This is a genomic window from Paenibacillus sp. FSL M8-0334, assembly GCF_038000405.1.
Taxonomy (GTDB): Bacteria; Bacillota; Bacilli; order Paenibacillales; family Paenibacillaceae; genus Paenibacillus_AQ; species Paenibacillus_AQ campinasensis.
This window is the reverse complement of sequence record NZ_JBBOCH010000001.1, coordinates 668536-683686: the sequence shown is the minus strand read 5'-3', so window position 1 is coordinate 683686 and position 15151 is coordinate 668536. Positions and strand designations below refer to the sequence as shown.

General features: G+C 53.2%; 14 protein-coding genes and 1 other annotated feature (1 of these 15 cut by a window edge). All 14 genes read left to right on the top strand.

Annotated features, from left to right (window positions below; translation table 11 throughout):
* Positions 1-180 (top strand) — a binding site (T-box leader) (it extends 110 nt beyond the left edge of the window).
* Between the two features lie 104 nt (positions 181-284).
* The 14 genes from MKX64_RS03055 (at position 285) to MKX64_RS02990 (ending at position 15126) form a co-directional block, all read left to right on the top strand.
* The gene (locus MKX64_RS03055) at positions 285-2951 is read left to right on the top strand and encodes a valine--tRNA ligase (RefSeq protein ID WP_095399259.1); all 2667 of its coding nucleotides are present in this window, start codon (positions 285-287) and stop codon (positions 2949-2951) included.
* 3 nt (positions 2952-2954) lie between these two features.
* Entirely contained in the window at positions 2955-4361 is a 1407-nt protein-coding gene (locus MKX64_RS03050) for a bifunctional folylpolyglutamate synthase/dihydrofolate synthase (protein ID WP_445670813.1), read from the top strand.
* Positions 4362-4367: 6 nt separating this feature from the next.
* Entirely contained in the window at positions 4368-5744 is a 1377-nt protein-coding gene (murC, locus tag MKX64_RS03045) for a UDP-N-acetylmuramate--L-alanine ligase (protein WP_095267786.1), read from the top strand.
* A 191-nt stretch (positions 5745-5935) separates the two neighbouring features.
* Positions 5936-7306 carry an SPOR domain-containing protein gene (locus tag MKX64_RS03040; RefSeq protein ID WP_341035309.1) on the top strand — a complete coding sequence of 457 codons (1371 nt, stop codon included), beginning with the start codon at positions 5936-5938 and terminating at the stop codon, positions 7304-7306.
* 127 nt (positions 7307-7433) lie between these two features.
* Positions 7434-7676, top strand: a complete 243-nt coding sequence (locus MKX64_RS03035; protein ID WP_095267788.1) for a DUF4321 domain-containing protein — start codon at positions 7434-7436, stop codon at positions 7674-7676.
* A gap of 20 nt (positions 7677-7696) precedes the next feature.
* Positions 7697-8308, top strand: coding sequence for a Maf family protein (locus tag MKX64_RS03030; protein ID WP_095267789.1), 612 nt, complete (start codon positions 7697-7699; stop codon positions 8306-8308).
* Positions 8309-8378: 70 nt separating this feature from the next.
* Entirely contained in the window at positions 8379-9068 is a 690-nt protein-coding gene (gene radC, locus MKX64_RS03025) for a RadC family protein (RefSeq protein ID WP_095267790.1), read from the top strand.
* A gap of 38 nt (positions 9069-9106) precedes the next feature.
* On the top strand, positions 9107-10141 hold the full coding sequence (locus MKX64_RS03020) for a rod shape-determining protein (RefSeq protein ID WP_155618600.1): 1035 nt from the start codon (positions 9107-9109) through the stop codon (positions 10139-10141).
* Between the two features lie 55 nt (positions 10142-10196).
* A complete protein-coding gene (mreC, locus tag MKX64_RS03015) occupies positions 10197-11090 on the top strand; it encodes a rod shape-determining protein MreC (RefSeq protein WP_095267792.1) in 894 nt (297 codons plus the stop codon).
* A gap of 1 nt (position 11091) precedes the next feature.
* Positions 11092-11616: a rod shape-determining protein MreD gene (gene mreD, locus MKX64_RS03010; RefSeq protein WP_095267793.1), complete on the top strand. Its 525-nt coding sequence runs from the start codon at positions 11092-11094 to the stop codon at positions 11614-11616.
* Between the two features lie 84 nt (positions 11617-11700).
* Positions 11701-12363, top strand: a complete 663-nt coding sequence (locus MKX64_RS03005) for a septum site-determining protein MinC (RefSeq protein WP_155618602.1) — start codon at positions 11701-11703, stop codon at positions 12361-12363.
* A gap of 3 nt (positions 12364-12366) precedes the next feature.
* A complete protein-coding gene (gene minD, locus MKX64_RS03000; RefSeq protein ID WP_095267795.1) occupies positions 12367-13158 on the top strand; it encodes a septum site-determining protein MinD in 792 nt (263 codons plus the stop codon).
* A 182-nt stretch (positions 13159-13340) separates the two neighbouring features.
* On the top strand, positions 13341-14270 hold the full coding sequence (locus MKX64_RS02995; protein WP_095399264.1) for a M23 family metallopeptidase: 930 nt from the start codon (positions 13341-13343) through the stop codon (positions 14268-14270).
* Positions 14263-15126: a M50 family metallopeptidase gene (locus MKX64_RS02990; protein ID WP_341035307.1), complete on the top strand. Its 864-nt coding sequence runs from the start codon at positions 14263-14265 to the stop codon at positions 15124-15126. The genes MKX64_RS02995 and MKX64_RS02990 overlap by 8 nt, the downstream gene beginning before the upstream one ends.
* Positions 15127-15151: the final 25 nt, after the last annotated feature.

The window sequence follows — 15151 nt, the reverse complement described above, 5'->3', positions numbered from 1 at the left end:
CATGCTTGAATCGTAGTACATGGCGGAAGTCCCGTCCGTGAGTGTAGAGCATGCCGGCTGCAGCCGTTACCTGTATAAAGTGTCGTGTTGACAGTCTTTTAGTGGATAAGTCCAATCTTTGAAACGAAGTCACCGCGAAACAAAGGTGGTACCGCGAGAGCACAGTCTTTCGTCCTTTGAGGACGAAAGACTTTTTTTGTTTTTGCTTGCAGAAATGGTTCAGCCGGGCTTTATGAAAACATTTCAGCTTGGCAATGATGATTAACAATAACGGAGGTACAAACATGGAGCTCAAAGAAAATCAGGCAACAAACCAGATGCCGACGACGTATGATCCGAAGGCAGCTGAACAGAAATGGTATCCGTACTGGAAGGAAGGCGGCTTCTTTCGAGCGGGACAACGTCCCGACGCCAAGCCTTTTACGATTGTTATTCCCCCGCCTAACGTAACCGGGATGCTGCATATTGGCCATGCGCTGGACTTTACCCTTCAGGACATTTTGATCCGGGTGAAGCGGATGCAGGGCTATGATGCGCTGTGGCTGCCGGGATCGGACCATGCGGGCATCGCCACCCAGACGAAGGTTGAGCAGAAGCTTCGTGAGAGCGGAATCAGCCGTCATGATCTGGGACGGGAGAAATTCCTAGAGAAGGTATGGGAATGGAAGGGGCAGTATGCCGATACGATCCGTGAGCAGTGGTCGAAAATGGGGTTGTCTCTCGACTATTCCAGGGAGCGCTTCACATTGGACGAGGGATTGTCCAAGGCGGTTCGCGAAGTGTTTGTCAAGCTGTATGAGAAAGGCTTGATCTACCGCGGGAAATATATCATCAACTGGGACCCGGCAGCGCGCACGGCGTTGTCTGACATCGAAGTTGAATATAAAGAAGTGCAAGGGCATTTATATCACCTGACCTATCCGCTTAAGGACGGCAGCGGCAGCATTACGGTGGCGACTACGCGTCCTGAGACGATGCTTGGGGATACGGCCGTGGCCGTTCATCCGAAGGATGAGCGCTACAAGGATATGATCGGCAAGACGCTGGTGCTGCCGATTGTCGGCCGCGAAATTCCGGTTATTGCCGACGAATACGTCGAGAAGGAATTCGGCAGCGGTGCGGTAAAGATTACGCCTGCGCATGATCCGAACGACTTCGAGATGGGACTTCGCCACAATCTTCCGCAAATCATTGTGATGGATGAATCGGGTACGATGAATGAATTTGCAGGCAAGTACCAGGGGCTGGACCGCAGCGAATGCCGGAAGCAGATCGTGAACGATCTGAAGGAAGCCGGCGTGCTGGTGAAAATTGAGGATCACGTTCATCAGGTTGGCCATAGCGAGCGCTCTGGCGCCGTTGTTGAGCCGTATCTGTCCACCCAATGGTTCGTTAAAATGAAGCCGCTGGCTGAACAAGCCATTGCAGCACAGAAATCCGGAAAAGGCGTTCATTTTGTCCCGGAACGGTTCGAGAAAACATATCTGCAATGGATCGAAAATGTCCGCGACTGGTGTATTTCTAGACAGCTGTGGTGGGGACACCGGATTCCGGCGTGGTATTGCGAGGACTGCGGTGAGCTGCATGTGTCCCGCGAGGATCTCCAGACCTGCTCGAAATGCGGAAGCAGCCAGCTGAAGCAGGATGAGGACGTTCTGGATACGTGGTTCAGTTCGGCGCTGTGGCCGTTCTCCACGCTGGGCTGGCCGGAACAGACCGAAGATTTCAAGCGTTATTACCCAACCGATGTGCTGGTAACCGGATATGACATCATTTATTTCTGGGTGGCACGCATGATTTTCACCGCGCTGGAATTTACGGAGCAGATTCCGTTCAAGGACGTGCTTATGCACGGTCTCGTCCGCGATGCGGAAGGCAAGAAGATGTCCAAGTCACTCGGCAACGGGGTTGATCCGCTGGATGTGATCGAGCGCTATGGCGCGGATGCGATGCGCTATATGATCTCTACCGGCATTACGCCTGGTCAGGATCTTAGATTCCGCTGGGAGCGTGTCGAGCAGGCGCGGAATTTTGCGAACAAGATCTGGAACGCTTCACGGTTTGCGCTGATGAACCTGGAAGGGTTCAAGGTGGAAGATATCGATATTTCCGGCGAGCTCGGCACAGCGGACCGCTGGATTCTTCACCGCCTGAACGAAACTTCACGCGACATTACGCGTCTAATAGATGCCTACGAGTTTGGCGAAACCGGTCGACTGCTCTATAACTTTATCTGGGATGATCTGTGCGACTGGTATATCGAGTTTGCGAAGCTGTCTCTTTACGGCGAGGATCAAGCAGCCAAGAAGAAGACTCAGTCCGTGCTTGTCTATGTTCTGGACCGGACGATGCGCCTGATTCATCCGTTCATGCCGTTCATCTCGGAGGAAATCTGGCAGCATCTGCCGCATGAAGGCGAAACGATCATGCTGGCGGCTTGGCCGGAGTATGACCCAGCTTTGGAGCATGCGGAGGCGGTGTCCGAAATGAACCTGCTGATGGACGTGATTCGTGCCGTGCGTAACATCCGCGCTGAAGTGAACGTTCCGATGAGCAAAAAAATCGAGCTGCAGCTGAAGCCGGTGGATGAGCATACCTACAACATTATCGAGCGAAATGCCGACTATATTCGTCGTTTCTGCAACACCTCGGACTATCGTTCCTCCGTTTCGCTGGAAGCGCCGGATAAAGCGATGACCGCTGTTGTCACAGGAGCAGAGCTGTTCCTCCCGCTGGCGGGTCTGATTGACATCGCCCAGGAGATTGCCCGTCTGGAGAAGGAAATCGAGCATTTGAACAGCGAAGTCGAGCGTGTCGAGAAGAAGCTGGGCAATCCGGGCTTTGTATCGAAGGCGCCTGCAAAGGTAATTGAAGAAGAACGTGCCAAACTGGCAGACTATTCTGACAAACGCAGCAAAGTAATTGCCCGCATCGAAGAATTGAGGGGCTAACGGATGACGAATCTTGACCAGAAGGTGAGAAATATGGTGGATCAATCCGGGGCTGTTACGACAGCCCCTCTTGAAAGCTATGAAAAGGCTGTGGCCTGGATCAATAGCCTGGTTTCGTTTGGCATACGTCCGGGAATGGATCGAATACAGTGGCTGATGGAGCGTTTGGGGCATCCCGAGCGCCGCTTGAAATTCATTCATGTTGCCGGCACGAACGGGAAGGGATCGACCTGTGCATTCCTGACCAAAGCGCTGCTGGCAGGGGGATTTACGGTAGGCACCTACACGTCACCGTATATCACGAAGTTTACGAACCGTTTCCAGTACAACGGCGAGGATATTCCCGAGGAGACGCTGCTGAAGCTGGCTAACCGGCTGCTGCCTCTCGTGAGCGAAGTGTCGGAGACAGAGCTTGGCTCTCCGACGATGTTCGAGGTGTCCACGGCGCTGGCCATTCTGTACTATGCCGAGGAGACCTACCCCGATGTGGTTGTGTGGGAAACCGGGCTTGGCGGACGTCTGGATGTGACGAACATCGTTCATCCGATCGTGTCTGTCATTACAAACATCGGGATGGATCATACGGATGTGCTGGGAGATACAATCGAAGCGATCGCTGCGGAAAAGGCGGGGATTATCAAGCCTGGCGTTCCTGTCGTGAGCACTGTGACCCAGCCAGAAGCAATTGCCATACTGAAGGAAACGGTAGAGCGCAACCGCACGACCCTGTATCTGGCGGGTGAGCAGTTTACGTACGAGCGGCTGAATGGAGACGAAGAGGGACAAACGTTCCGGTTTGAAGGGCCGTTCCGCAGCTTGGAGCTGGACATCGCGATGCAGGGAGCGCATCAGTGCGCGAATGCGGCGCTGGCCATGATGACGCTGGAGGTGCTGCGACAGTATCTGGCTTTTATCATTGAAGAGGATGACCTGAAGCAGGGATTCAAGGATACCTTCTGGGCCGGACGGCTTGAACAGGTGATGTCATCACCGCGCATTGTCGTTGACGGCGCGCATAACCCGGAAGGGGCTGAATCGCTCGCCAATAGCCTGCCCCAGATCTACAAGTATCGAAAGCTCAACTTCATGATGGGAATGCTGGCAAATAAGCATCATGATTCCTATTTGCAGCATATACTGCCTATAGTGGATACGCTTATCCTGACTGAACCGGATTTCCGGAAAAAAATGGACGCCAAGGCGTTAGGAGACATCGCAGAGCAGTTAAGGGAGCAATATGCCAAACCGACACTGCAAATCATCGTAGAGCCGGATTGGAAAAACGCACTGGAGCAATTGAAGTCACGGACAGAAGCGGAGGACCTTGGGGTGGTGTCGGGCACGTTATATCTGATCGCCGACGTGCGTTCCAGCCTCCTGGGACTTTCCGATGCTGAAAAAGGTTGGTGAGATCTGTTGAATACATCAGAACATGTTCATTTTATCGGAATTGGCGGCTACGGGATGAGCGCCATTGCACGAGTAATGCTGGAAATGGGATATAAAGTCACGGGATCGGATGTGGCTTCTCAGGAATTGACAGAAAAGCTGGCGGCCAAAGGCGCCAAAATTTATATAGGACATACTGCGGAGCAGGTGCACGGTGCGGATGTGGTCGTTTATTCCACGGCGCTGCCTAAGGATAATGTGGAGCGGGTTGCTGCGGAAAATATGAACATTCCGGTCCTTCACCGCTCGCAAATGCTGGCCCGGCTGTTGAACGAGCGCAAAGGGGTAGCCGTTGCGGGAGCTCACGGCAAAACGACGACCTCCTCCATGATCGCCTTGGTGATGGAGGATTGCGGAGCCGATCCGACCTTCATCATCGGCGGAGAAATTATGAATGTAGGGACGAATGCCAAAGCGGGACAAGGTGAGCATGTGGTGGCTGAAGCTGACGAAAGCGACGGCTCGTTCCTGCAGTATCATCCGTGGCTCGGCATCGTGCTTAACATTGAAGCGGACCACCTGGAGAACTACGACGGCGACTTTGATCGTCTGAAGTCCGCTTACGTTCAATTTTTGGGACAAATCAAGAAAGATGGTACGGCGGTGGTCTGCGCGGATGATGAGAATATCCAGGCCATATTGCCAGACCTGAATTGCAGTGTGACGACGTATGGCATTCACTCTGATGCCGACTATACGGCCACTGACCTTGTGCTTGGCGACCGCCAGGTGAGCTTCACCATGCTCCACCGGGGGCAGAAGCTGGGAACGATCGAGCTGTCTGTGCCGGGCAAGCATAATGTATATAATGCCATGGCCACGGTCATCGCTTGCATGAAGGCGGGAATTTCCTTTGAGTCGATTGTGCAGTCCATCGTGAAGTTTAACGGGGCTAAACGGCGCTTTCAGGTGCTGGGAGAATCGAAAGGAATTCTCGTTATCGACGACTATGCGCATCACCCGACGGAGATTGAGGCCACGATCAGCGCGGCCAAGGCTACAGGAAAACGGATTATAGCCGTTTTCCAGCCCCAGCGGTATTCCCGGACGTTCTTCCTGCTGGATGCCTTCAGCCGGGCCTTTAGCGAGGCTGATGAGGTGATCATCACCGACATTTACTCCCCGGCGGGGGAGAAGCAGATCGAAGGGGTAAGCTCTGCCCGGCTGGTGGAGCTGATCGTGCAGAACAGCAACAGCGGTGCCCGCTATCTGCCTACGAAGGAAGATGTGTTGAGCGATCTTGCAGGGCGTGTGAAAGAAGGGGATCTTGTGCTGACGATGGGTGCCGGCGACATTTGGAAAGTAGGCGCGGCCCTCGCGGATTCCATCAAATCCAAGAAGTAAGTGTTGAGTAGACGGCATGCTGATGCGGCGAGCGCGCTGGCGGCCGCCTCACATCATCCGTACGACAACCCGTACCTCAGCTCATGAAAGAGCTGGCGTATGGGTTGTTTCTTTATTTGGACAATCGCGACTCATATGTTCCTCGGCCTTGTCATATAGCTAGGGTAGAAGGACAAGTGAGGTGGGTGTGTATGAACAAGGCGCGGATGACGATCCGTTTTGACCACGGTACCCCGAAGGAACGGAATAAGGATCATGACGAGTTTACGGAAGAGTACCTGCAGCCTGTGCCGAAATCCGTGCCGCAAGCGGGGATCGATTGGCTCCAGCCTGTTGGTTGGCCCGATAAGCCGCCGGAGGACAACGATGCGGACGAATGGAGCGGAAACGCTTATACAGGGAGAAGAAACGGACGGCTGGCAGAAGAGCGGCGGCGGATGGCCGAAGCTGATCGCAGCCCGGTGGATATTTCCGGGAGCAGATATGATGAATACTGGCATGACGAGTGGGACGAGAGCCGCTATGATGAGATAACGGATGCTTCCCATCCTATGGATCGCAGCGGGCATCATGCACCTCCCATCCTGCTCCCGGAGGACTCATCGGAGCAGGATGGGAGAAGCACGGCGTTTCAGGAGGACTCTCCACTATCCACTGAGGACTACGGCTATTATCGGAAGCGGAATCCGACCTCGTTCTGGAAGATGACGGCCGCGGTGATGGGGGCTGTCATGACAGGGGTCATATTCGGTTACGCTGTGCTTTCATTTTTTGAAAGTGGAAGGATTGAAGAAGCCCCGGGACGTGACACAACGATCCAGGGAGAGGTCGCCCCTTCATCGGCCGCAGGTCCGGATAATCCGATTGGAGATGAAACTGCAGCAGGTCCGGATACGGGAGGTACGGCTGGGGAACAGTCAGGACAGACTCCAGGGATTCCGCCTGCCGAACAGACTGCCGGACAGACCTTCTATATGCTTCAATATGGCGTATTCAGCACGCCGGAGCGGGCCGAGCAGGCGAAACAGGAGCTGCTGCAAGCCGGCATTGCAGCAGGCGGAGATCCTGATGAGGAAAATCGGGTGTATGCGGGGATTTCACCAGACCGGGAGCAGGCCAAGCTGCTGAGCAACCAGCTGAAAAGCGAAGGGGTCGAGCTGTACGTTCGCGAGATGACGGTTCCTGGGGCGGCATCTGCCGTATTTGCGGGAGAATTGCCGAATGGCGAGGCTTATTTTGAATCAGGCGGGCAACTGGTGGCTGAGCTCAGCGCGCTGTCGGCCACCCTGCTTGGACAAAGCGAACCGACGGTCGTCGAGGCAGGCGTCATGGATCGCATCACACAGCTGCATCAGCAATGGATCATGGCCAGCGGGTCTATGTCTGCAGGAGCGGGTCCTGAGGCGGGGGAGCTTATGCACCGGATGGAGCAGGCAATGAACAGTGCGATCATGGCCCTGTCGGAATACAACAAAAATCGATCCAAGGGGCATTTGTGGGAAATACAAACGGGTATGATGGACTATGTCATGGGCCAAAAGCGGCTCCTGCATGCCTTGTAATATCAAGCTTAAACGAAATCCGGCCGGGAACTGGAAATAGTTGCCCTGGCCGGATTTCTGTTTGTATTGCTTATCGATTCAACGTATAATAATTAAGGTGTCAAATAATGGCGAGGGAAGAGGATGGATGAAGAAGAATACAGGAATCCTAATCTTGTTTTTGCTGCTCGGCTGGCTCACCGGAACATGGATAGCCAAAGCGCTGCAGCCCGTTAAAGCTCTATCATTTTTAACGGCTTCTACGCCTATTACATGGTCCCCTCGGGCTAACTTTGACATTATTCGCTACGATATCACGATTGAATTTGAGATTTGCCTGCTCGGTCTGATCGGCATTATTACAGCGATTTGGCTGTACCGCAGGCTTTGAAGACAAAGGAGACGAACCCCTTGAACGATAACAGCACACGTCGGATCATACTTGCCTCCACTTCTCCCCGGCGCCGGGAACTGCTGGCTTCGCTGCGTATACCGTTTGATGTTATGGCAAGTGAAGCGGACGAGAATACGCCGGATGACTGGTCTCCGGATCGGATTGTGGAGTCTTTGGCGCTCCGCAAAGCAGAGGCCGTATATGGCAGGCTGGCTGACGCTTCACAGGCCGGTATCGTTCTTGGAAGTGACACCGTTGTTGTACTGGATTCGGAAGTGCTCGGCAAACCGGTCGATGAAGAAGATGCGGCTGGCATGCTGAGCCGTCTGCAAGGGCGCGAGCATCTCGTGTATACCGGCGTAGCCTGTCTGGACCTGCTCTCAGGCGCAAGGCTTGTCCGTCACAGCGTCACCCGGGTGAAGATGAAGGCTTTAAGCCCGGAAGCGATCCGTGCGTATGTGAAGTCCGGCGAGCCGGCGGATAAAGCGGGGGCCTACGGAATTCAAGGGCTGGGAGCGACCATTGTGGAGCGCATTGATGGCGATTATTTTACGGTCGTCGGACTTCCGCTATCCATGCTGTCGGATATGCTCTCAGAGATGGGCATAGAGGTATTAACTGATCCGTAAGCGATAAGTGCCGGATACATCAGTCCGGTGCATTTTGTTTTTTTGTAGAACTAGGAAAAGAGGGGAACTTATGGAGTCGCCAACTGTACTGCTGCGCGACATCCCCCATGATGAACGACCTAGAGAACGCATGATGCGATATGGGGCGAGCGCTTTGAGCCATGCTGAACTGCTGGCGATACTGCTGCGGACGGGAACGCACCGGGAGTCTGCTGTACATATAGCCCAGCGGCTGTTGAAGGAGGCGGGCGGCATTCGGCAGCTCGTGGACCTGAGCATCGAGGAAATTACGCAAATTAAAGGAATCGGAACGGCCAAGGCGATCCAGCTGAAGGCCGGTGTTGAGCTGGGGCGGCGTTTGGCAGCCTCGAGAAATGTGGAGCCTGTCATCATTCGCAGTCCGCACGATGCGGCGGAGCTGCTGAGTGAACAGATGCGGTATCTCCAGAAAGAGCATTTTGTTTGTTTGTTTTTAAATACGAAAAATCACGTCATTGCCCAAGAAACGCTGTCCATGGGGAGCTTGAACGCTTCGATTGTGCATCCGCGCGAGGTGTTCAGAGCCGCGATCAAATGCAGCAGCGCTTCACTGGTCTGCGCCCATAATCATCCAAGCGGTGACCCAACGCCGAGTCCGGAGGATATTTCGATGACCGCTCGGCTGGTTGAGGCGGGCCGGATTGTCGGAATCGATGTGCTTGATCATTTGATCATCGGGGACGGGACATTTGTCAGTTTGAAGGAACGGGGCCTGATGTAATATAATAGTTCAGATTGAGAAGGAAAGGGAGATACAGCATGTTTGGTGGTTTTACGAAGGATTTAGGAATTGATTTGGGGACGGCGAATACGCTCGTCTATGTTCGAGGCAAAGGAATCGTCGTTAGAGAGCCCTCTGTGGTCGCTCTGCGTACAGATACAAAAAGCATCGAGGCGGTAGGTGAATCCGCCAAAAAAATGATCGGCCGTACGCCGGGCAACATTCGTGCCATTCGTCCGATGAAGGACGGCGTTATTGCCGATTTTGACACGACGGCTACGATGATCAAGTATTTCATCCGTCAGGCGCAGAAGCAGCGCTCGATTTTCCCGCGTCATCCGAACGTGATGGTGTGCGTGCCATCCGGTATTACTGCGGTTGAGCAGCGCGCCGTAGAGGACGCAACCAAGCAGGCGGGCGCACGCGAGGCCTATACGATCGAAGAGCCGTTCGCAGCCGCCATCGGAGCGGACCTGCCGGTATGGGAGCCGACAGGAAGCATGGTGGTGGATATCGGCGGAGGAACGACGGAAGTGGCTGTAATTTCCCTTGGCGGAATCGTAACCAGCCGCTCGGTTCGCGTTGCCGGTGATGAAATGGATGAGTCGATCATATCGTATATCAAACGGCAATATAATCTGATGATCGGTGAGCGTACTTCCGAACTGCTCAAGATGGAAGTTGGCTCTGCCATGCCGCTTGAAACGGTGGAAACGATGGAGATTCGCGGGCGCGATCTCGTAACAGGACTGCCGAAGACAATTACGATCACGTCCGATGAGATCAGCGAAGCGCTGGCAGATACGATCAATGCCATCGTGGATGCTGTTAAGGTCACGCTGGAGAAATGTCCGCCTGAGCTTGCGGCCGATATTATGGATCGCGGCATCGTACTTACCGGCGGCGGCGCTTTGCTCCGCAATCTGGACAAGTTGCTGGCCGAAGAGACCGGAATGCCGGTGATCGTTGCCGAGAACCCGCTCGACTGTGTAGCGATTGGCACTGGAAAAGCGCTTGATAATATTCATCTGTTCAAATCCCGGAGCAGCTCTGCCGTGCGTTCGAAACGGTAGAAGGTACAGGGCATGTGTCAACCCTTGGTGGGAGAGAAAACAGTTAGGTTAGAGGGTGTTGCAACTGTTTAAGCTGCTAGGCAACAAACGATTATTTATTGCGCTTATCGGGCTGGTGGCGTTCATCGCCATAATGGGATTTACGCTCGGCCCGAGAGCCTCCTTGTCTTGGCCCGAGAAATTTATGAGGGACACGGTAGGTTTTGTGCAGAGCATCTTCTACAAGCCCGCTTCATATATAGCGGGCTTCTTTGAAGATGTGCGCAACATGAGGGAAATCTATGATGAAAATGAGAGGCTGAGAAAAGCGGTTGCTCAATATTCACGCGAAAGCGCTTCTTATAATATGATGAAGGCAAATTATGATGAACTTCAGAACATCATGAATTTCACGGAGCATCAGAAGCAGCGATACGAATATGTATACCGGGTCGCGCAGGTAATCAGTGTCAATTCGGATCCGAATAACAGAACCTTGGTTATTGATCTTGGTGAACGCGACGGGGTGCGTGTGAATATGTCCGTCACCTCGGTCGAAGGCATGGTGGGCGTCGTCAGCAGTGTCAGCAATTTCACGTCGACCGTCAAGCTGTTGACCGCAATGGATGAACAAGATCCGAACCCTCAACCGATTGCGGTTACCGCTGTCGGGAAGGAAACGGCGACGGCGGATCACAAGGCAACCTTTGGCATCATCGAAAGTTATAACGAGAAGACCGGTATGCTAGAGATGATGCGTATTCCTGAAGATGATCCGATCGAAGAGGGAGATCAGATTATTTCCTCCGGCATTGGCGGTTTGATTCCGCAAGGAATGATCATCGGCACGGTTGATGAAGTTAGAACGAGCGATTACGGTCAGACGCGCACGGCCTCCATCGTGCCAGCGGCCAGCTTCCAGGACTGGAAGCATGTGATCGTGGTGTTCACCCCAGAGGAGCCGGAGTGATATGAAACGCAAACAAGTGCTTTTTCTGCTTCTGTTCTTGCTGTTCATTCTCCAAGGCACGGTATTCTTCTGGCTGACGCCAAGCTCCTGGCAGCTTCAGATTTATCCGAACTTCGTATTTGTGGCGATATTGTTTGTCTCTGTCTATTATCATCGCCATACCGGACTCGTGCTTGGTCTGATATTCGGAATGATTCATGATGTAATCTATTATGGTGAAATGATCGGCACGTACTCGTTTGCCATGGGGGTATCCGCATATATTATGGGACTTCTGTTCCAGATGCCGCGGGCCCCGCTGCCGATTATGATGACCGTCGTATTGCTCGGAAGCCTGTTGTTTGACAGCACATTGTTCGGGATCTACAAGGTGTTCAGCCTGAGCCAGTCTTCCTATGACTGGGCTTTGCTTCACCACATGCTCCCGAATCTCCTTGTTCATTTTGTCTTTGCTCTCATCATCTATGTTCCGCTTCGGAAGCAGCTGGAGATCATTGCGAAATCCAAGCGGAACCAGACATCCTGAACCATCCCCAAGACAATTTAACGAAGACTAGCAGGAACTTGAAGGTAGGAGCGCGAAGTGTATGAGGATGGGAGGGACAGGCTTATGGCTGTAAAATCCAATCATGTGACGATCAAGGGCGTAAAAGACGGCCTGGTATTCCTGCTTGATGATGAGTGTGAGCTTGAAGAGCTGCTTGGCGAGCTCCGTTACAAGCTGGAGCATAGTCATCAGAACATTTTGACAGGTCCCATTATTCATGTTGATGTCAAGCTGGGATCACGGCAAGTGACCGAAGAAGAGAAGCAGACCATTATTGATATATTAAAGCAGAAGGGAAATCTGCTGATTCGCAACATTGAAGCACCGCCGTCCGACTCCGAGGAGGAGAAGACCGGAGGGCTGACCTTGAAAACAGGCATGGTGCGTTCCGGACAGGTGCTTCATCATGACGGAGACCTGTTGTTTTTGGGTGACGTGAATCCCGGGGGCACCATTACGTGTACCGGTGATATTTACATATTGGGAGCGCTGCGCGGCACAGCGCATGCCGGTATCGACGGCAATGAAGATGCGATAATCGCGGCGTCCTACTTTGCCCCCACCCAGCTGCGTATTTCCCAAATGATCAGCAGACCGCCGGACGAATGGGAAACACGGGAGACGGTTATGGAGTTTGCTTATTTAAAGGACGGAAGTATGGAGATTGACAAAATCAGTAACATAGCGCGCTTGGGCCGGGATTTTAATGTGTTTAAAGGGGTGTAGAACATGGGAGAGGCAATCGTCGTAACCTCAGGAAAAGGTGGCGTTGGCAAAACAACGACATCTGCGAACATCGGCACAGCTTTGGCACTGCTCGGAAAAAAGGTATGTTTGGTTGACACGGATATCGGCCTTCGTAATCTGGATGTTGTGATGGGTCTTGAGAATCGGATCATTTACGATCTATGTGATGTTGCGGAGGGACGGTGTCGTCTCAATCAAGCGCTTATCAAGGATAAACGGTTTGACGAGCTGTACATGCTTCCGGCTGCACAGACCAAGGACAAAAACGCAGTATCTCCGGAGCAGGTCAAAGATATCATTCTGGAGCTGAAGAAAGAGTTTGAATATGTCATTATTGATTGTCCGGCCGGTATTGAGCAAGGATTTAAAAATGCGATTGCCGGCGCTGACAAAGCGATCGTGGTAACTACACCGGAGAATGCGGCTGTTCGCGACGCCGACCGAATCATCGGCCTGCTGGAAAGCTCGCAAGTCGAATCGCCGAAACTGATCCTCAACCGGATTCGCCCGAACATGGTTAAATCGGGGGACATGCTGGACATTGAGGATGTGCTACAGGTGCTGAACATCGATCTGATCGGGATCGTGCCTGATGATGAGATGGTCATTAAGGCTGCCAATTCGGGGGAGCCTACGGTGATGAATCCAAGCTCTCAGGCTGCGATTGCTTATCGGAACATCGCACGCCGGATTTTGGGCGATACGGTCCCTTTGATGCAGATTCATCAGAAGCAGGGGATGTTCACCCGATTCAAAAAGTTTTTCGGAATGTAACCAACACAAGGGAAAACCGGTGCCGGCCTGGCATCGGTTTTTTTGTGCGTGTTCATTGTTCGTTAGGCTGCCTGGAAGACTATGGCCGCGGATTTTCATGCTGACCGAGGCGTAGGGCTTGTTCTAAACATCTTTCATGAATTCATAGGATAGAGTAAAACAAGCCCCAGGGGGAATGGAGCATGGATATAAAATCATCGGTAAGACACCGTAGAGAGGCGCGGATTCGCGAGCTTCTGGAAGGAGGTGCGGGCCAGGATGACGGATTCGAGCTCACGCCCACGGTGCGAGATCATTCGCAGGAGCCGGGGCAGAGAACGAGCGGCGTCCGCGCCGTACAAGAGGCGCCGAGCCCGCGACCGGGCGGCAGACTGGAACCGCTTGCGGCAGGGGATGAGCCTGATCCGGAGAAGCTGTGGAAGCAGCGGTACCGCAGCTGGTACGGACCGCCCGGCGCGGATCCCGAGGACCCCGGCGAGCCCCCTCGCAGAGCCTCGTTTATGAACAGTCTGCTTCGCAGGCTTGTCGTCAGCACGCTCGTGTTCGGGCTCGTATGGGGAGTGTTTAACATACAGCATCCATGGGCCGTGCGCGCGCAAGCTTTTGTTATCGAAAGCTTGAGTCGTGAGATGGATTTCCAGGCTGCGCAGGCGTGGTATGAGGACCATTTTGGAGGCGCGCCTTCCTTTATCCCGATTTTTGGCCAGACGGAAGGATCATCCACCAAGGTGAATGCACACTCGACGCTTGCAGCGCCGCTGGAGGGGCGACTCGTGCAATCATTTGCTGTGGATCTGAAAGGAATTGTACTGGAGGCAACGGGGGGATCGCTGGCTAACCGGGAGGTCCGCAGCATTGAAACCGGCCGTGTGCTTGAGGTGAAGGAGACGCCGGATAACGGCTATACGATTGTGATTCAGCATACCGGTGAGCGAAGAGCGATGTACAGCAGGCTCGGAGAAACGCATCTGAAGGTGAATGATTGGGTGGAAGGCGGAGAGGTTATCGGCATCTTATCCTTATCGGAAGCAGGCGGGCTGCCGGCGCTGTATTTTGAGCTGAAAGAAGGGAACCGGAGCGTCGATCCGGCGGAAGTGATTCCGTTTGATTAACATTAGAGGAACGGTCATTTCACTGCATCCTCTTTTTGTGCTTGTGATGCTGGCTTCCGTCATTACCGGGCGATTTCTCGAGCTGATCACCTTGTTTATTATCGTTTTTATCCATGAGCTTGGTCATGCCTTTGCCGCAGCGGCGCTGGGCTGCAAGGTCCGTTCAATTCAGATGCTTCCCTTTGGCGGGGTCGCTGTCATTGAAGAAAACGGAGGGATGACAGCGCTGAAAGAAATAACGATTGCGCTGGCAGGACCGCTGCAAAATGTGATCATGATCGGTCTTGCGCTGCTGTGCAAAACGCTGGGCTTAGGCGAGGCCGCGTTTCTTGACTATATCATTCAAGGCAACATGATGATTGCGTTATTCAATCTGCTGCCGGTGCTCCCGCTGGATGGGGGGAAAGTGCTGCAGGCCGCGATCAGTCTGGTCGCTCCCTATCACGCGACACTATTATGGGCATCCCGCATCGGCATAGTGTTCAGTCTGATCATGGTTGGATACAGCCTGTTGCCGCTCCTGAACGGAGGAGGCATACAGCTCAACCTGCTGATGATTGGTATGTTTCTCGCTTATTCCAATATAGAGGATCTTCGAAATGTCCATTACCGTTTCTTAAGGTTTCTGGTTCAGCGCAGTGAGCTGTATGAGCAGAGTCCGGAAAGCATCGGTACTGCCCAGCCGATTGTTGCCGATTCTGCGAAACCTTTGAGCGATATTATGCGTCTATTTAAGCGAGAGAAATATCATCTGATTTACGTGATGAACCGAAGAGGAAGCTTAATGGCAGTGGTGCCCGAACAGCGGGTTATCTCTTCTTTTTTTTCTACTCAAGATCCGCTCTTATATTCATAATACAAGAAGTTGTCAGAGGAAGACG